Raw genomic sequence first — 16,026 nt, forward strand, 5'->3', positions numbered from 1 at the left:
GCCCATGGTCATTACTCAACAACAGATCACGGCAGGTCCCTTTGGCCAGCTCCAGCGCCTTGAGGTTGGTCGCAAATGCGCCTTTCAGCAGCGTGGAAAAATGCACCAGGGTGACGGCTGTACGCAGGTTGGTAGACCGGGAATCAAGGAAACCGGCGCGCACGGAGGCGCCCTACGCACAGCCGCCATAAAACGAAACAGCCGGGCACAAAAAAGCGCCAACTGTATCGCAGAGCGGGCGCTTGTGCGCCTTGATTGATCGCGGGCTACCAAACCCGGCTGCTGGATTTACAGCAGCGGAGGAAGCCTACCGACCCTAGGGAAAGCTTTCAAGGCTGGTGGGCCTTCAGCAACAATTCTGTTGCCAGATCCGGCCTCTTCGCGGGCTTGCCCGCTCCCACAGGTACGGTGTGCCCTCAAGAGCGACGCCATACCTGTGGGAGCGGGCAAGCCCGCGAAGAGGCCCTCAAGGTCGATCAAGGCTGCTGATTCTGACTCAGGTACTTGTCCACCGTCGCCTTGCCATCCCCTGCATCCCCCGCAACCTGCCACAACCGCCGCTCAATCCCCTGCGCCAGCAAATGCCCCACTGCCGCTTCGATCGCCGACAGCACGCACAGCTGCGCCGGCTCATTGGTGGTGTACCCCACCTCAGCCTCAAGCAGCTTCTTGAACTCGATGAACTTGAACACTCCGGCACTGCGCCCGACCGAGTAGATGGTCTTGCTGGTCATCACGTTGGCCAGTACCTGCCCGGTGCGCACGTCCACCGCGCGCAGGTTAACGGTTACCTGGTCGACCCGGTACTCGCGGGAGATGTCGATTCCCAGGTAACGAGCCCCCTCGCCGCCGCTGCGCACGTTGGTGTCGTAGGCGATGATGCCGCCCTCCAGCATCAGGTTGGCGGCCTGCAGCGGTGGCAGTTCGCCCATGATGTTCTCCGCCACATCAGGCTTTTTCTGCGAAGCACGGATGATCTTGCGCTCGGTCAGCAGGTTCTGCAGCCCTTCACGCTCCAGTACCACGAACCAGCCACTGGCGCTCAGGGCGTCCATCAACATGCTGGCCGCGCCCTGGGTGACGCTGGTGGAGAACGAGCTGGCCGGGGTGGGCTTGTATTGCCCGGTCTGGTCGCGGAAGCCGTACACCACGGCCATCAGCCGGCCTTTGGGCCGTGGCATGTTGATCAGGTCGTAATAGGTGGAGGCCCGGGGTGTCAGGGTCGGGGTTTCCGAGTCCTGTTCAGCCGACATGGGTTCGCGCAGGCTGCAACCCGTTTGCAGGCCCAGGGCGGTGACGATCAGCAATGTGCTCAGCAGACGTTTCATGGTGTTCTCTCCCCAACATAAAAGCCCTTCCCTCTCAGGGGTTCAGGCCGCTGACCTCAATGATCGAAATTTCTCCTGTGGCGCGATCGGTGACCTTGATGCTCAAGGCCCCGGAATCGTCGATGACGTCGATGAGAAACGCATCGGTCGCCATGCTGCCGGTGCTGCCGTTACTGATGTTGTCCAGCAACTGCGACAACATCCGCGACTCCAGCTGGTTGCTGAAGCGCTCCAGGGCGGTGGTGCCGGTAAAGGCCGAGGCACGGTCCTTGAGGTCGGGGTCGTCGTAATCGTTTTGCGCCTGGGCATTGTTCAACAGCCAGGTGCCGTTCAACGGGTTGCCGCCAAAGGCCGGGTTGACCGGGGTGTACACCAGCTCCGTGGCTTGGGCAGCACAGGCGCTGGCCAGCAGGCAGGCGGCAATGCAACGTGAAATACGGTGGTTCATAGCTCGTCCCTCTCCAAGTCGGTGGTGTCCTGTAGCAGGCGTTGCAGCTTGCGTTGAATGATTTGCTGCTTGACCAGGTCGGCGGCTGCAATGGCCTCGTCTTTGAGCTCGGTGGTGTTCGGTGGCAGGAAGCGGCGGTACATCACTTCGCGTTCGAACTCCACAGTGACCAGGCTGCCCCAGCGGGCGTCCGGGCGTTCGCGCACCACCAGGTTGAAGTCCAGGCGGCTGGTGGCACGCAGGCGGTCGGCGAAGTAGTAGTAAAAGTCGTGGCCGATGTGCGAGATGGTGTTGTCGACGATGAACCCCTGCATCTCATCCTCGTCCCCGGCCTTGACCGACGTGGCCAGCACCAGCAGCAGGCCCAGGCACAGCGCAGCCAGGCTGTTCATGGCGTATCTCCCGGGCCGCTGTGGGTCTGCACGCCGTCGGCACCTTCGGTAAAGGCCTGCTCGGCGACGAACTGCCAGTCGCTGTAATGTTCCAGCCCTTCGAAACCACTCCACTCGGTACTGAACCCACTGCGCTTGAACGGGGTGGCGTCCGAGCGGCTGTGTACGCCGGTGATGCGGCCGTCGATGGAACGCAGCAAGCCCCACTCGTCGCTGTTGGTAATCGGGTCGGGGTACAGCCTGCGAATGTGCCGCTTGGCCTGCGGGAAGCGGTTGTCCTGCAGCAGGTCAGCCAGGTCCTGTGGGTACTGGGCCAGGCCCGGCGAGGCGCGGTAGTAGCTGCGCAGGGCCTGGGCGTACTGGCCGCCCACCCACAGCAACTGGCGCTCGCGGTCACGCTGGGCGGCGCTGGCCCAGATCGTGCCGGTGGCGGCCAGGGCCACGCTGCTGACCGCAATCAGCAGCAGCACGCCCAGGTAGGTGAAGCCAGCGCTGGCCTTACCATTCAGCGAAGAGGCTGCCATCACGCGCCCTCCCTGTGGCACCGCTCTTGATATCGGCCACGCCGCCGGCCACGCCTTCAGGGGGCGGCACCAGCTGCCAGGCATCGCTGCGCTCGGTGATCGGGTCGACCGGGGTGTTGCGCAGGTAGCGCTGATCCACCAGTTGCTCCAGCGAATCCGGGTAGTGACCGGTGTCACCGTAGTAGTGGTCCAGCGCCTCGCGCAGCACCGACAGGCTCTGGCGCAGGGTGGCTTCGCGGGAACTTTCCAGGCTGTTGAAGTAGCGCGGCATGGCGATGGTCAACAGCGTGGCGATAATCGCCATGACCACCAGCAGTTCGATCAGGGTGAAGCCTTTGCTGCGTTTCATGGCTGTCACCATTGCCCGTAGGGGATGTTGTTCAGGCCTTTGCCACGGGCCTTGGAATAAACATCGAACACGTCTTCGCCCTGGCGCGGGTTGTCGGGGCTGCTGTCGTAGGCGCGCAGGCCCCAGCCGCCTTCGTCTTCACCCTTGGCCGCCACCAGCGGGTCGTGTGGGATGCGCCGCAGGAAGTAGAACTTGGCGCCCTTGGCACTGCGCACATCGCGCACGCCCTCCACCAGCACCTGCAGGTTTGGCGGGTAACCGCTGGCGTCCAGGCGCTTCTCGATGTAGCCGGCATCGAACGCCCGCTTGTAGGCGTCGATGGCGTCGCGAATCTGGTACAGCGCCTCGCGCAGCTGTTGCTCCTTGCCGCGGCGCACCACGGTTTCGGTCAGCGGCGCGGCCATGCTGGCCAGCAGCCCGAGCAGTGCCAGGGTCAGCACCACCTCGATCAGGCTGAAGCCCTGCATGCGGCGCTGCGCTTTCATGGCCGCGGGCTCACAGTTACCGGGGTGGCCGCCATCTGGCTTTCCACCACGGGCGCGTCGGTGGTCGGCGCATTGCCGGGTACGTCCGTGGGCGGCAACGGTGCCATCTGGCGTACCTGCATGGCCGACTCGGTGCCGGTGGAAAACTCCATATCCGACGGGCTCTGGTACGGCAGGTTGCGCACGATGCGCGGGGTAATCGCCAGCACCAGCTCGCTCTTGCTCATGTCGTCCTTGTTGCTGCCGAACAGCCGCCCCAGGCCGGGAATGTCGCCAAGGCCGGGGATCTTGTTGCCGCTGGCGTTGTGGTCGTTGCGCACCAGGCCGGCCAGCACCTGGGTTTCGCCGTCGTGCAGGCGCAGGCTGGTCTGGGCGTTGCGGGTGTCGACCTGGACCGGGATGGTGCCCTGGCGGGTGGCCTCCAGCGGGGTGGCGTTACTGACCTCAAGGGCCACCTTTATCGCCACTTCGTTGTTCAGGTGCACGGTGGGCTGCACTTCAAGTTTCAAACCGACGTCCAGGTAGGTGACGCTTTCGGTAATCACCGGGCCTTGGGTAGACGGCACCGAGGTTGCGCTGATAATCGGTACCCGTTGGCCGATGTGGATGCGCGCCTGCTCACGGTTGCTGACGCGGATCACCGGGCTGGCCAGGGTGTTGATGTCCTTGTCCTGGGCATTGATCTTGGCCTGCGGCGCTGGCGAGATACTGATGCGGCTAGAGTCGATGCCGCGCAGCTGGTCGAGCACGCTCACCGGCTTGCCGTCGTTGCTGAGCACGCCGAAGGTGTTGGGCCATTGCAAACCAAGGTCGAGGATGCGCGAGGTGGCCACTTCCATCACCTCCACTTCCAGCACGACCTCGGGGTTGGACTGGTCCTGCGACTGCAACAGCTTCTCGGCCATGCGCACGGCATCCGGGGTGTCGCGCATGGTCAGGGTGTTGAGGCGCTCGTCGACGAACACGTCGCGGGTCTTGAGCATGGTCTTGACCATGTTCAGCGCGGTGTTGGCATCGATGCTGGTCAGGTAGAACGTGCGCATGACCAGTTCCTGGTAGTCCTTGGTCTTTTGCGGCGAGTCGGGGTACACCATCAGGGTGTTGTCGTTGACGATCTTCTGGCGCAGCTGGTTCTGCTCCAGCAACAGCGCCACGGCGTCTTCGATGCGCACTTCACGCACGAAGATGGTGGCCTTCATGTCCGGGCGCATGTCCTTGTCGAAGATGAAGTTGATACCCGCCACCTGCGACAGCACCTCGAAGATGGTCTTCAGGTTGGCATCGCGAAACTCCAGGGTAACCGGCCGCTCCAGCTTGCTGCGCAACTGTGGGTACGGCTGGGCAGTGCGCGCCTGCACGTTCTCGATGTCGCTGCGCAGGGCCATGCCCTTCTGGTTCTGTGGGTCCAGGCGCAGCACTTCGCGCATGTAGCGCTCGGCACCGAACAGGTCGCCCTGGCGCAGTGCGGCCTGGCCAAGAGCCACACGCTCGTCCAGCGTACGGATCAGCTCCAGCTGGCGGATACCTTCCTGGGCGCGGCGGTTGTTCGGCTCCAGCGTCAGCACCCGGCCATAGCCCATGCGGGCATTGGCAAAGTCATGGCGGATGCGGTCGGCATCGGCCTGGCCCAGCAGCGCCTCGACCGCCGCCTGGCGGCTGTGCGCCAGGGCGATGTTCAGCTCGGTGTCGCGCGGGTCATCGCGCAGGGCTTCTTCCAGGCGGGCGATACCGGCTTCGTACTGGCCTTCCTTCATCAGCTGGTCGCTGTCCTTGCGCACGGCAGTGGAACCGCAACCGGCAATGGCCACACACAGCGCCACCAGCAGGAACGGGGCAGGTTTGCATAGCTTGGACGGTTTCATGGTGCGCTCCCTACAGACAAAGTCTGCAACTGATGCAAAGGCAGGTAGACCAGGCGCAGCTCTTCGGCCGATACCCGATCGAGGCGATAGGTGTCTTCGATGATGTCGCCCTGACGCACGACGTAGAGTTTTTCGCCGCTCTGCAGAAAGATCTGCAGGTCGTCGTTGTTGCCCATGCGGCCGATGAACTGGAACGGCAGCTCAGGGGCAGTCGGGGCGGCGGCCACGACCGGCGCGGCGACCACGGGTTGTTCGGTGACGGTGGCCAGGGCCTGGGGTTTGGTCCACCGCTGGGTTGGGAACAGATCGCGGGAAGCCTGTTCCGGCCCTTTCGCGGGCTCGCCCGCTCCCACAGGATTTGTGGGCGCCGCCGAACCTGTGGGAGCGGGCGAGCCCGCGAAGGCCGCGACGCCGTCTTCCTGGCCGAACCAGTGCCCCGGTGCCCACGCCAACGCCGCGCTCAAACCGAGGAAGCCGGCCCAGATGACTGCACGTTGTGTGTTCATCACGACCTCGACAGGTAAAGGGTCATGCGCAGGCGGGCATTCAGCTCGCTGTCGCCGATACGTTTGCGTTGCAGTTCGAGGTCTTCCAGCACCAGGGTCGGCAGTTGTTTCAGCAGCCCTTTGAGGAAGCCGCGAATCTGCGGGTAGCTGCCGCGCACTGGCAGCACGATCTGGTAACGCGCCAGTTGGGTCTTGGGATCGATGCCCAGGGCGTACTCGCCACGGGCCAGGCTGATGTGCTCGGCACTGGCCAGGTGGTACAGGCGTTCGATCAGCTCGCTGGCCTGGGGTTGCCCCGGTAGTTGCTGGCGCAGGCTGTCGAGCGCCTGTTGCTCGGGCTTGGTGGCGATCTTCAACTCGCCACGCTTGACCCGCCCGACCTGCACACTGGCGTCCGCTTCGGTGGCACGCAGCTCGCGCACGTTCTGCCACTGCGGCAGCACGCCAGCAGCTGCCACGCCCACGGCCAGCAAAACCACCGCGACCGCCGCCAGGCCGACCGGGCCGACGCGGCGCAGGCGTTCCTGAAGAATCAGGCTGTTCAGCTCAAGGGCGCGCATGGCCGGTCTCCCAGGTGGCGGTAAGGGTGAAGCGCACCGGGTGCTCAGGCTGTGCGGCCATCACTTCATGGTTGAGCAGCGACACATCGCTGAGCTCATCGCTGGCTTCCAGGCGCTGGTGGTACTGCAGCATCGCTTCCAGGCTGCGTGCTTCAGCGCTGATGCGCACCTGGCCCTTGCGCGCATCCGGGGTCAGGCCAAGCAGCGCGACATCGTCCTGTGGCATGGCTTCGAGCATGGCGAACAGCTGCTGCCAAGGGCGTTGCAGTTGCTGGGATACGCTGCGCATCTGCGCCAGGCGCTCGGCCTGTTCGCGGCTGGCGGCACTACTCAAAGGTGCGGCGGTGGCCGGGCGGCGGCCCAGTTGCAACTCCAGGCTGTGCACGCTGGCTTCAAGGTCCACCTGCTCGCTCTGCAAGGTTTGCTGCAGCAGCACCAGGCCGGCGATCAAGGCGCTGCCCAGGGCCAGCAGCGACCAGGCCAGCGGGCCGCTGCGCCGGGGTTGGAATTCCAGTTCGAGGCGGCGCATGTCAGGCCACCGCCCGCCACATGGCGCACAGCGGGTCGGCTTCGCTGGCCGGCTGGCACAGCTGCACCGCCGCCAGTTGCGGCACGTCGCCCCGGCCTGGGGCATGCAGGTACACCCGGGGCATCTGCTCGCCGTACAGCTCGCAGGTGCGCTCGATCAACGCTTGCAGGGCCTGGTCGCTGTCGGCGCAGCCTTGCGCCAGCACTTGCTGCCAGGCACCGCCAGCCGCCAGCAGCAGTACGCTGCGGCGTGGTTCGGCCAGCACGAACAGGAAGTCGCCCTGCTCCAGCTGTGGCGAGCAACGGTTGTAGGCAGCCATCAGGTACGGCTGTACCGAACGCAGGCTCAGGCGGCTTTCCCGGCCCAGCCCCTGCAACCGTTGCAGCAGGGCTTCGGGCAGCGCCGTGGCGATGCGGGGGGCGCCGGCAGGCTCGGGCGACAGCACGATGCGCCAGTCGTCCAGCGGCTGCCCGTAGAGGTTTTCGAAACAGGCCCGGGCATAGGCGTCCAGCTCACGCGGGCTGCCGATTGCGTCGCTCCAGGGCACCAGGCAGAAGCGGCTGTAGCGGGCCGACAGCAGCACCCGCAACTGGGCGCCACGCACGGCATGCTCGGCCAGCAGCGCGGCGAGCGCGTCCACAGCGGCTGCCCACACCGGTTGGGCGGCATCGCAGCTGAACTCGCGGCTGCCCAGCCACCGGTGCTGGTGTTTGTGCCAGCAACCCAAGCCGACACCCTCGGCGCCGAGTACGGCACAGAAACGATCAGATGAATGTGACACGGTTGATCTCCTCAAGGGTGGTGCGGCCATCACGGACCAGGTCCAGGGCCGAAGCGCGCAGCAGGCGCAGGCCACGCTGGCAGGCGTGTGTCTTGATTTGCGACAGGGGGCGACGCTCGACAATCATTTGCCGCAGGTCGTCGTCCAGGTGCAGCAGCTCTGCGATGGCGCTGCGGCCGCGGTAGCCGCTGCCACGGCACTGGCCGCAGCCCTGCACGCGCACAAACTTCCAGCCGGCCACGCCTTCACGGGTAAGGCCCGAGCCGTACAGGGTGTCGTCGTCGTGCTCGCAGGGCGTGGCGCAATGCGGGCAGGCCAGGCGGATCAGGCGCTGGGCCAGCACCGCGTTGAGCGCTGAAACGAAGCTGTAGGGGTCGACCTGCATCTGGCTGAAGCGGCCGATTACATCGAACACGTTGTTGGCGTGGATGGTGGTGAACACCAGGTGGCCAGTGAGCGCCGATTGCACGGCGATCTGGGCAGTGTCCGGGTCGCGGATCTCACCGACCAGAATCTTGTCCGGGTCGTGGCGCAGGATTGAGCGCAGGCCACGGGCAAAGGTCAGGCCTTTCTTCTCGTTCACCGGGATCTGCAGCACGCCGGGCAGTTGGTATTCGACCGGGTCTTCGATGGTGATGATCTTGTCCACGCCGTGGTTGATCTCGCTGATCATGGCGTACAGGGTGGTGGTCTTGCCGCTGCCGGTGGGGCCGGTGACCAGGATCATGCCGTAGGGTTCGGCGGCCAGCCGGCGCAGCGCGCGCAGGGTCTCGTCGGCAAAGCCAAGCGCTTGCAACTGCACGCCGCTGACCCGGTCGGACAAGTCCTGCTTGTCGAGCACCCGCAGCACGGCGTCTTCGCCAAAGATGCTGGGCATGATCGATACGCGGAAGTCGATCTGGCGGTCGCCCACGGCCACCTTGAAGCGGCCATCCTGGGGCACGCGTTTTTCGCCGATGTCCAGCTCGGCCATGACCTTGATGCGCGAGATTACCTGGTCGGCAAAGGCGCTGCCGCTGGCCTTGCCGGCACCGTTCAGCACACCGTCGATGCGGTACTTGATGGTCAGGCCCTGGCCGGTCATGCCCAGGTGGATGTCGCTGGCATGCAGCTTGAGGGCGTCGTACAGGGTGGAGTTGACCAGTTTGACCACGCGGCTCTGGTCTTCGCTGATGCTGGCCAGCGACAGGCGTTGCAGCGGGTCGCCTTCGCTGCTGGCCTCGGCGTCGTGGTCAAGGGCATCGACGGCGTGGAAGCTTTCTTCGTGGCGGGCCAGGAAGGTGGCCAGCTCGGCGGCGTGGGCCAGGTACAACGGCGCGCCTTGCAGCACATCGTCGATCCACGCCAGGCGGGCGTGGTCGAACGGGTCGGCGAACACGCCCAGCAGTTGGCCGCCCTGCTCGATCAGCACGAATTCGCGTTTAAGGCATTGGGCCAGGGTCACCTTGTCGAAGCGCGGGGTGCTGGCCAGCAGGCTGTGGCTGTCCAGCACCGGGTAGTGCAGGGTCAGGCCCAGGCGGCGGGTGAAGGTGTCGGGGGTGTCGCAGGCCAGGCGTTCCAGGCAGGTGAGCACGCGCTCGTCACTGGCTTGCAGTCGGGCCTGAGCCAACAGGTCGCGGGGGTAGGCTGAAAGTGGTGCTGGGTTCTTCGCGGGCATGCCCGCTCCCACAGGTTCACTGCAAACCTGAAGATCACGCGTATCCTGTGGGAGCGGGCATGCCCGCGAAGAGGCCGGTGCAGGCTGTTGCAGATCCCGGGTTGCATCGAATGCTTCTGGCATGGCCTGCGACTCCGCTCAGGGGCGCATCGCAGGCTGGCTCGGCCAGGGGTGCGGGCGCCGCTATTCCCCTGTGAGCAGTTGTTCGTCGTCGGGCCCCGGGGGCTTGGCGCCATTACGGCGGCGGTCAGCCAACACCCAGCTTCCATCGTACAACTGCAGGGGGAACGATTCGTTCCTGTTCTGGCGTCGTTCGACGAACCCTTCAGCCGGGTTGTCCGTGGCCCTGCGCCGGCGCTCGATGCCCATCAGGTCGAAGATCGCACGTGCCAGTTCCGCCAGCGGGAACGGCTTGAACAGGACATGACTCACACCGAGTTCGGCGGCCCGCTCACGCACTTCAACAGTGGGGTGGGCGGTAATCAGCACGAAATGGCACTGCCTGTTCTTGCGTACGGCCTCCAGAACCTGAAAACCCTCCATGTCGGGCAAGCGGTAATCCAGCACGATCACTTGCGGTGCCAGGCTTGCAGCCTGTTCGATACCACTGGCACCGTCGTGGGCAACATGAACATCCAGGCCTTGCGCCTGCAAATACGCCTGCAGGTTCTGCGCAAGGGTCTGTTCGTCATCGACTACCAATACTCTGTTCACCAAGGTCGACTCCCAAGTACTGCCCGGTTACCCGGTCTGCGAAGTGCGCCCTTGTACAGGCTTGAGCAGGCTTCGTGCCAGGCGTGAATAGTCATGTTGCACCGCTGTAAGTTATTGATTTTACTAACGCGCATGCCAACTCCCGAATCGCGGCGGCCAGGCGCACCCACCCTGTTCCCCACAAGCGGGGAAAATGATGGCACATGGCCAAACCTTAATTCCCCAGCTTTGGGGGAAACGCCATCAGGGGCCTCAGTCAGCAACCTCCACGTTAGCGGCGTCACGCAAACGTTGGCGCACGGAACGGCGCGCATCTGCTTCTCGTGTGGTGATGAGCGCTGCCCTGGCCAAGACCAGGCCCTGCTCACGTATGACCGAAGGGTTATCACTTTGGTTCTGCGCTCCTTGCAGTCTTTGCTGGTTGGCATCATAAAATGCCTCCACCTCAGCCTGGCTCGGCGTGTCGACTGCGCTGAGCTGGGCATACACCTGCTGGGCCGCCATGTCTTGCCGGGTGTATTCAGTGTACTGTGCCCTATCAAAGCCCGCCTCCGCCAGCCGCCGTTCGAAAATTGCCGGGCTGCCAAACGCGGTTTCGACCTCGCCCACATGCGCCCGCACCTGCTCATCGCTGATGGCGATGCCCTGGCGCCTGGCCTCCTGCCAGAGCAACTCTTTGTCGATCAGCTCGTCCAGGGCCTGGTCGCGCAGGCGCTTGTACAAACCTGGGTTGCGGATGCTGGTTACCGCGCGCCCCTGGGCGCTCAGGTATTCACTGAAATAGCGCTCCAGGCGCGTCACACTGATTTCCACGCCATTCACCCGCGCTGCCGGCACATCGGCCCAGCTCGCCTCGGCCAGCACCAGCAACAGGCACAGCAATACGCTACGCATGGCAGCCTCCGTTCAAGGGGTATCCGGCACCGGCCGGTATGGGGTGACCGAAGTGAAGCGGGGCCCGGGCAGCGCCACCGCCACCACATGGGCACCGGCCATGCCCTGCCGGCGACCGGGGCCGAAGCCCAGCGCCGGGGTCAGGCCGGTCGTTACATCGTGCAGGCCTTCCAGCGCGGCAATCAGCTGCTCGCGGCTGGCGTCCCGGCCGATCTGCTTCAGCGCTTCACTCAGCAGGCGCAAAGCGCACAGGGTATTGACCTGCAACGATGCCTGGCGGGGGTCAAGGCCCTGGCGCTGCTGTAGCCCGGCAAGGGCCGCCAGGCCCTGCTCGGTCCAGTCTTCAGGCACATAGGGGTAGGCCAGGAACACCCGCTGCGACCACTGCACGGGCAGGCGCGCCACGGCGCCGGCCACTTGGCTTGAGGCCGCGAACAGGTAGGGCTGGCGGCCAGCTGCCTGCAAGCTCGCGGCCAGCTCGGCGAAGGCCTGGGCGCGGCCAAGGAAGACGATGCCCTGCCCGTCCACGGCCTGGCCGTCGAAGGCCTGGACGGCAGGTGGCGCCCAGCCCTGTTGCTGCAACCGTTCGCGCACCTGCTGGGCCAACGCTGCCTGCTCGCTGCCGGCATACACCACGCGCAGGTCGCCTGAGGCCAGGCCCAGCGCTGTACGGGCATGGCCTGCCAGGCTGAGCAACTGCACGGGCAAGCCGGGCAGCGGGTCGAATATCTGTGAGCTGCCGCCGCTGCGCGGGGTACTGCCGATCAGGGGTACATTCTGCGGTGCCAGCAAGGTTGCCAGGCGCGCGTCGAGCATCGGCGCCAGGGGCGAGATCAGGGCGAACACGCGCTCCTGCTCCAGCAACCGTTGCAAGGCGTGTTCGGCGCTGGCGGGGTCCAAACCAGGGTCAAGCACCACCAGTTCCAGGCGCCGCCCGTGAATGCCACCTTGCTGGTTGAGTTGCGCCACGCCGTCCTCCAGCACCGCACGCACCACCTGCCCCGCTTCGGCCAGCGGGCCGGATGCCGGCAGCAAGGTGCCCAAGCGCAGCACGCCCTCCTCCACACCTGGGTCGAGCTCCTGCGCCAGGCGTTTGAGATAGGCCGTGAGGTTACGCTGGTCGGCCAGGGTCAATTCGAAACGTGGCATGGCCGGGTCCAGGCGGTTGCCGGCCGGGTCCACGCCATGCTGGATAGCGCGTGCCAGGCTGGCGTCGGTGTACGCCGGGTAGTGGCGGCCATTGGTTTCGCGCGGGCCTGGGCCGAGTGCCAGGCGTTGCCAGTCGAGGCTGGGTGGGCGCACGCCACCTTCGGCACGGCCACGGCCATCGTTGCCGTGGCAGCTCGCGCAGGGCAGTACGCTGGCGGGCACGCTCATGCTGCTGGCACCGACACGGGCCAGCAGCTGGGCGTCACTGCTGGAGACGCCCTCGCGATAGAGGCGTTTGCCGGCTTGCTCGTGGTCGGTGAGGTCCAGCGCAAGCGCCGAAGTGCCAAGTACCATGCCAATCAACAGGACCAGTATTGTGCTGATACCTGCTTTAGCCTGTTCTGGCCTCATCGCCGGCAAGCCAGCTCCCACAGGGATAGCGCTGCATTTACGGGCGGTGCATTCTCTGTGGGAGCTGGCTTGCCGGCGACGAGGCCAGCAGCACCAGCACAAGGCCACCCAAGTGCTCATGATACTCACCGGCCAGCCAAAGGCTGGGTCAGCAGCTGCATGCGCTGGGCAATGGCCACGGCTGGCGCATCGGGGCGGATCTTGCTCCAGCGCTTGCCAGCCACATCACCGGCAATGAGCTGCGTGGAGTGCTGCTCAGGGCTGGGCAGGAACTGGCCGATCCGGCCGAGCACCAGGTCGACGTTGGCCTTGTCACCGGTCAGGAACAGCCAGTTCGGCCCGTCCACCCCTTGCTTCTGTGCAAACGCCTTGAGCGCCTGCGGGGTATCGTTAAGCGGGTCGCTGCTGATCGACACGAACGTCACCTGGCTGGCCAGCTGCGGCCCCATGGCCTCGCGCACTTCGCGCAGCTTGCGGGTAATCAGCGGGCAGGCGTCGGTGCAGTGGGTGAAGATCACGTTGAGCATCACCACCTTGTCTTTGAGCACGTCGCTGTAGAAGCGCAGCTCGCGGCCGTTCTGGTCCTTCAGTACGGTGTCGGTGAACCAGGCCTGGGCGTCGCGGGTGCCGCCGCCACTGGTCATCGCCTGCGGTGCCGGCTGTGGCGCTGGCGCTTGCGGTGCATGGCCTTCGTGGGCGAACGCCACCGAGGCGAGAATCCACAGGCAGCCGCCCAGTACCAGCCAGTCGAAAGGGCGCATGCCGGCGCGGCGGGAAATTACAGTGCTCATGGTTGCACCTCATGATGGTCGGCAATGGCCGTGCTCTTGGCATGCACCCGTCGGGCGCTGAGGCGGTTGATTTCTTCGATCAGTACCGCCGGGTCGGTAAAGCCGTAGTAGCGTGTCCAGTGCCCGCTGCGCCCGTCGCCCACCAGGATCAGCGGCGGATGCTGGCTGAGGTCGGCGCTGAAGCTGCCAAGGCCCTTGAGGGTTTCGGTGATGGCGTACGGGGTGCCGGTCAGCCAGCTCCAGCCCGGCCCCTTCTGGAAGGCTTTGGCGTATGCCTGAAGGCGCTTGGCGTCGTCACGCTGCGGGTCGACGCTGATCGACACCATGTGGATTTCCTCGCCTACCCGGCCACCCAGCTGTTGCTGGACCTTGCCCATGATCGACGACACCACCGGGCACACCGTGGTGCAACTGGTGTAAATGAAACCCATGACCACCAGGTGGTCACCTACCAGGTCTGGCTCCAGCCGCACCGGCATGCCGTCCTGGTTCAGCAGTGAAACGTCGGCAAAACGCACGCTGGTCTTTTCCTGGCTTGCCGCCGGGGGCTGCTCGGCGTGGCCTTTGTGATCGTGACCGGCGTGGGCGTGGGCCAGGTTGCTGGCCAGTGCCAGGCTCAGGGCCAACAGTGTGAAAGCATGCCTGGTGTTCATCGCACATTCCTCACGTCAGTCTGGGAAGCGTTGGTCGCTGCGGCCGGCAGGACACGCAGGCTGGTGTAGTTCTCTTCGGCAAACTTGCGCCCCAGCGAGGGCGACTGCACATGCAGGTACCAGGCGCCCGCTTCAGGCAGTGTCAGGGCTGCCTGATAGACACCCTCGCCCACTTCTTGCAGTTGCAGGTTGCGCGGCATCGACGACGGCGCCAAAAAGTAACGCAGGCTCAAATCGTTAAGGCCCAACCGAGGCTGACCGTCGTCGCCGACGATGCGTACCCGTGCGGTAATGGCGCCGTGCTGGGGCATCGGCTGGTCAAGCCCGATGAACTCGGCATGCGCGCCCTTGCGCTTGCCGGCATTGGGTGACTCGGCCACATCGGTGCTGAAGCAGTGGATGATCTGCGGCTGGTTGAGCAGGAAAGCCACGTCGAACTTGCCGGCGGCGGGCAGCTTCACCGTCGAGCCGTACACCCCGGGCGCTACTTCGCGCAGGCTGCGGTCGACGACGATGACGGCACGGGCCTGGTGCCCACGGTTGTTATAGCCGGACATCGGCGCGTTCATGCCCTCGGCGTAGAAGTAGGTAGTGTTGTCCACCGGGTTGACCACGAACACCGAGTTGTCATCGCGCGACACCGACAACCCCTGCGCCAGCGGCAGGTCACCGGCCTGGCGCGGTGCGGCCGGGCCGGCTTCAAAACCCTGCACGATGGGTGAGCGGCCCTCGCCCAGGCTGGACAGGTTGATCATGGTCACTTTCGGGGAAGCCAGGCCGCGCACATAGGCATAACCCTTGGTGAAGGTCAGCTGGTACGGTTCGGCCGCTACCGGAATCTGATGGATCAGTTTGTCGGTACTGGCGTCGATGACCAGGGCCTGGCTCTCAAGGGTGTTGAGCACGATGCCGTAGCGGCCATCACTGCTGAAGCGCATCGGCCCCAGGCCCTGTTCGGCCTTGACCGTATGGCGCAGTTGGTGGCTGCGGGCGTCGAACACCCGCACGCTGCCTTCCTCACCATCGACCACATACACGGCCTGGGACAACGCCGAGTAGCTGACCGACAGCGGGTGTGGGCCAACCTGAAGGGTCTTGGCCAGGCGCATTTCCGGGATGTCGATGACGCTGAGGGTGCCGCTGTCGCGGTTGCTGACGAAGGCAAAACGCGAGTCGGCGCTGAAGGCTATTTCGTGGTGCCCGGTGCCGGTGTTGAAGCTTTTCAGGGTGGTGCGCCCTGGCACATCGATCACCGTCACCCCACCCTTGGCCGGGTCACTGCTGTTGTTACCCACCCACAGCCGGTGCTGGTCCGGTTGCAAGGCTACCCGCAGCGGCTGGTCGCCGGCGTTCAGGTCGGCCACGCGGGTGAAGGTTTCGGTATCGATTACCGCCACCTTGCCGCGCTCGGGGATCGACACGAACACCTGCTTGTCGTCGCTGGTGGCCACCCAGTCCATGGGCCGCCCCGGCAGGTCGATGCGGGCCAGGGTACTGGTCACGCCCCCCACCGAGACCGTCGGGTCGATCACTGTCAGGCTGGCGTCGTTGTTCAGCATCAACAGGAAGTAGCTGTTCAGGTCGAGCAGGGGCCGGGCGCCGATGCTGCTCTTGAGAAACAGCGCCACCCGCGCCTTGCAGCTTTGGTCGCGGTCGCCCACCGGGGCCGACTGCGCCGGGTCGATCCATGCCCCCGGCGCCATGCCTGACAGCGGCTGGCCACTGGTCTGGTCGCTGAGCTTGAAGCGGATGTTGGCAAAACCGCCTTCTTTCAGCTCGCCCCCGGCCAGCGGCCGGGCCTCGAACTCCACGGTCACGCCGTCGCGGCTGAGCCGGTGCGGGCCCTGCACATCGGCCGTTTCTTCCTGCAATAGCTCACGCGGGTCGCACCAGAGCTTTTCATACGCCACGCCCAGGCCGATCAGCGCCACTCCCAGCACTACCCCCAAGTAAGCAGGGCGAGTCTTTTTGTTCATGCTCGCGCTCCCCTTCT

At 65.2% G+C, this 16,026-nt stretch carries 18 protein-coding genes; all 18 read right to left on the reverse strand.

The genetic code is table 11. The features are described from left to right. Window positions 1-476: 476 nt before the first annotated feature. Entirely contained in the window at window positions 477-1,328 is an 852-nt protein-coding gene (locus ACFY9W_RS19890; RefSeq protein WP_391133496.1) for a CsgG/HfaB family protein, read from the reverse strand. A 34-nt stretch (window positions 1,329-1,362) separates the two neighbouring features. Then, on the reverse strand, window positions 1,363-1,776 hold the full coding sequence (locus ACFY9W_RS19895; RefSeq protein ID WP_300021022.1) for a curli assembly protein CsgF: 414 nt from the start codon (window positions 1,774-1,776) through the stop codon (window positions 1,363-1,365). Then, the gene (csgE, locus tag ACFY9W_RS19900; protein ID WP_391133501.1) at window positions 1,773-2,168 is read right to left on the reverse strand and encodes a curli production assembly/transport protein CsgE; all 396 of its coding nucleotides are present in this window, start codon (window positions 2,166-2,168) and stop codon (window positions 1,773-1,775) included. Before csgE ends, ACFY9W_RS19895 begins: the two co-directional genes overlap by 4 nt. Next, window positions 2,165-2,692, reverse strand: coding sequence for a type II secretion system protein (locus tag ACFY9W_RS19905; RefSeq protein ID WP_391133504.1), 528 nt, complete (start codon window positions 2,690-2,692; stop codon window positions 2,165-2,167). Before ACFY9W_RS19905 ends, csgE begins: the two co-directional genes overlap by 4 nt. Continuing rightward, a complete protein-coding gene (locus ACFY9W_RS19910) occupies window positions 2,667-3,041 on the reverse strand; it encodes a prepilin-type N-terminal cleavage/methylation domain-containing protein (protein WP_391133507.1) in 375 nt (124 codons plus the stop codon). The genes ACFY9W_RS19905 and ACFY9W_RS19910 overlap by 26 nt, the downstream gene beginning before the upstream one ends. A gap of 5 nt (window positions 3,042-3,046) precedes the next feature. Next, window positions 3,047-3,526, reverse strand: a complete 480-nt coding sequence (locus ACFY9W_RS19915) for a prepilin-type N-terminal cleavage/methylation domain-containing protein (protein ID WP_391133510.1) — start codon at window positions 3,524-3,526, stop codon at window positions 3,047-3,049. Then, the gene (locus ACFY9W_RS19920) at window positions 3,523-5,388 is read right to left on the reverse strand and encodes a secretin N-terminal domain-containing protein (RefSeq protein ID WP_391133513.1); all 1,866 of its coding nucleotides are present in this window, start codon (window positions 5,386-5,388) and stop codon (window positions 3,523-3,525) included. The genes ACFY9W_RS19915 and ACFY9W_RS19920 overlap by 4 nt, the downstream gene beginning before the upstream one ends. Next, a complete protein-coding gene (locus tag ACFY9W_RS19925) occupies window positions 5,385-5,894 on the reverse strand; it encodes a hypothetical protein (protein ID WP_391133516.1) in 510 nt (169 codons plus the stop codon). Before ACFY9W_RS19925 ends, ACFY9W_RS19920 begins: the two co-directional genes overlap by 4 nt. After that, the gene (gene pilO, locus ACFY9W_RS19930; RefSeq protein ID WP_391133519.1) at window positions 5,894-6,454 is read right to left on the reverse strand and encodes a type 4a pilus biogenesis protein PilO; all 561 of its coding nucleotides are present in this window, start codon (window positions 6,452-6,454) and stop codon (window positions 5,894-5,896) included. The genes ACFY9W_RS19925 and pilO overlap by 1 nt, the downstream gene beginning before the upstream one ends. Next, the gene (locus ACFY9W_RS19935; RefSeq protein WP_391133522.1) at window positions 6,441-6,983 is read right to left on the reverse strand and encodes a PilN domain-containing protein; all 543 of its coding nucleotides are present in this window, start codon (window positions 6,981-6,983) and stop codon (window positions 6,441-6,443) included. Before ACFY9W_RS19935 ends, pilO begins: the two co-directional genes overlap by 14 nt. 1 nt (window position 6,984) lies before the next feature. Further along, window positions 6,985-7,764, reverse strand: a complete 780-nt coding sequence (locus tag ACFY9W_RS19940; RefSeq protein WP_391133525.1) for a hypothetical protein — start codon at window positions 7,762-7,764, stop codon at window positions 6,985-6,987. Then, complete coding sequence (locus ACFY9W_RS19945) at window positions 7,748-9,421, reverse strand: ATPase, T2SS/T4P/T4SS family (protein ID WP_391133528.1); 1,674 nt, start codon at window positions 9,419-9,421, stop codon at window positions 7,748-7,750. The genes ACFY9W_RS19940 and ACFY9W_RS19945 overlap by 17 nt, the downstream gene beginning before the upstream one ends. A gap of 183 nt (window positions 9,422-9,604) precedes the next feature. After that, on the reverse strand, window positions 9,605-10,138 hold the full coding sequence (locus ACFY9W_RS19950; protein ID WP_391133531.1) for a response regulator: 534 nt from the start codon (window positions 10,136-10,138) through the stop codon (window positions 9,605-9,607). 249 nt (window positions 10,139-10,387) lie between these two features. After that, window positions 10,388-11,029, reverse strand: a complete 642-nt coding sequence (locus tag ACFY9W_RS19955) for a SurA N-terminal domain-containing protein (protein WP_391133534.1) — start codon at window positions 11,027-11,029, stop codon at window positions 10,388-10,390. Window positions 11,030-11,041: 12 nt separating this feature from the next. Continuing rightward, the gene (locus tag ACFY9W_RS19960; RefSeq protein ID WP_391133537.1) at window positions 11,042-12,532 is read right to left on the reverse strand and encodes an ABC transporter substrate-binding protein; all 1,491 of its coding nucleotides are present in this window, start codon (window positions 12,530-12,532) and stop codon (window positions 11,042-11,044) included. Between the two features lie 182 nt (window positions 12,533-12,714). After that, the gene (locus ACFY9W_RS19965) at window positions 12,715-13,380 is read right to left on the reverse strand and encodes an SCO family protein (protein WP_391133540.1); all 666 of its coding nucleotides are present in this window, start codon (window positions 13,378-13,380) and stop codon (window positions 12,715-12,717) included. Next, entirely contained in the window at window positions 13,377-14,033 is a 657-nt protein-coding gene (locus ACFY9W_RS19970; protein WP_391133543.1) for an SCO family protein, read from the reverse strand. Before ACFY9W_RS19970 ends, ACFY9W_RS19965 begins: the two co-directional genes overlap by 4 nt. Next, window positions 14,030-16,009, reverse strand: coding sequence for a cytochrome D1 domain-containing protein (locus ACFY9W_RS19975; RefSeq protein ID WP_391133546.1), 1,980 nt, complete (start codon window positions 16,007-16,009; stop codon window positions 14,030-14,032). Before ACFY9W_RS19975 ends, ACFY9W_RS19970 begins: the two co-directional genes overlap by 4 nt. Window positions 16,010-16,026: the final 17 nt, after the last annotated feature.

The organism is Pseudomonas sp. NPDC008258 (assembly GCF_042956345.1).
GTDB lineage: Bacteria > Pseudomonadota > Gammaproteobacteria > Pseudomonadales > Pseudomonadaceae > Aquipseudomonas.

What these genes read in the sequence shown, in the direction of transcription:
- ACFY9W_RS19890 (WP_391133496.1), bottom strand. Translation starts at nt 1,328, where the DNA reads ATGAAACGTCTGCTGAGCACATTGCTGATCGTCACCGCCCTGGGCCTG.
- ACFY9W_RS19895 (WP_300021022.1), bottom strand. Translation starts at nt 1,776, where the DNA reads ATGAACCACCGTATTTCACGTTGCATTGCCGCCTGCCTGCTGGCCAGC.
- csgE (WP_391133501.1), bottom strand. Translation starts at nt 2,168, where the DNA reads ATGAACAGCCTGGCTGCGCTGTGCCTGGGCCTGCTGCTGGTGCTGGCC.
- ACFY9W_RS19905 (WP_391133504.1), bottom strand. Translation starts at nt 2,692, where the DNA reads ATGGCAGCCTCTTCGCTGAATGGTAAGGCCAGCGCTGGCTTCACCTAC.
- ACFY9W_RS19910 (WP_391133507.1), bottom strand. Translation starts at nt 3,041, where the DNA reads ATGAAACGCAGCAAAGGCTTCACCCTGATCGAACTGCTGGTGGTCATG.
- ACFY9W_RS19915 (WP_391133510.1), bottom strand. Translation starts at nt 3,526, where the DNA reads ATGAAAGCGCAGCGCCGCATGCAGGGCTTCAGCCTGATCGAGGTGGTG.
- ACFY9W_RS19920 (WP_391133513.1), bottom strand. Translation starts at nt 5,388, where the DNA reads ATGAAACCGTCCAAGCTATGCAAACCTGCCCCGTTCCTGCTGGTGGCG.
- ACFY9W_RS19925 (WP_391133516.1), bottom strand. Translation starts at nt 5,894, where the DNA reads ATGAACACACAACGTGCAGTCATCTGGGCCGGCTTCCTCGGTTTGAGC.
- pilO (WP_391133519.1), bottom strand. Translation starts at nt 6,454, where the DNA reads ATGCGCGCCCTTGAGCTGAACAGCCTGATTCTTCAGGAACGCCTGCGC.
- ACFY9W_RS19935 (WP_391133522.1), bottom strand. Translation starts at nt 6,983, where the DNA reads ATGCGCCGCCTCGAACTGGAATTCCAACCCCGGCGCAGCGGCCCGCTG.
- ACFY9W_RS19945 (WP_391133528.1), bottom strand. Translation starts at nt 9,421, where the DNA reads ATGCCCGCGAAGAACCCAGCACCACTTTCAGCCTACCCCCGCGACCTG.
- ACFY9W_RS19955 (WP_391133534.1), bottom strand. Translation starts at nt 11,029, where the DNA reads ATGCGTAGCGTATTGCTGTGCCTGTTGCTGGTGCTGGCCGAGGCGAGC.
- ACFY9W_RS19960 (WP_391133537.1), bottom strand. Translation starts at nt 12,532, where the DNA reads ATGGTACTTGGCACTTCGGCGCTTGCGCTGGACCTCACCGACCACGAG.
- ACFY9W_RS19965 (WP_391133540.1), bottom strand. Translation starts at nt 13,380, where the DNA reads ATGAGCACTGTAATTTCCCGCCGCGCCGGCATGCGCCCTTTCGACTGG.
- ACFY9W_RS19970 (WP_391133543.1), bottom strand. Translation starts at nt 14,033, where the DNA reads ATGAACACCAGGCATGCTTTCACACTGTTGGCCCTGAGCCTGGCACTG.
- ACFY9W_RS19975 (WP_391133546.1), bottom strand. Translation starts at nt 16,009, where the DNA reads ATGAACAAAAAGACTCGCCCTGCTTACTTGGGGGTAGTGCTGGGAGTG.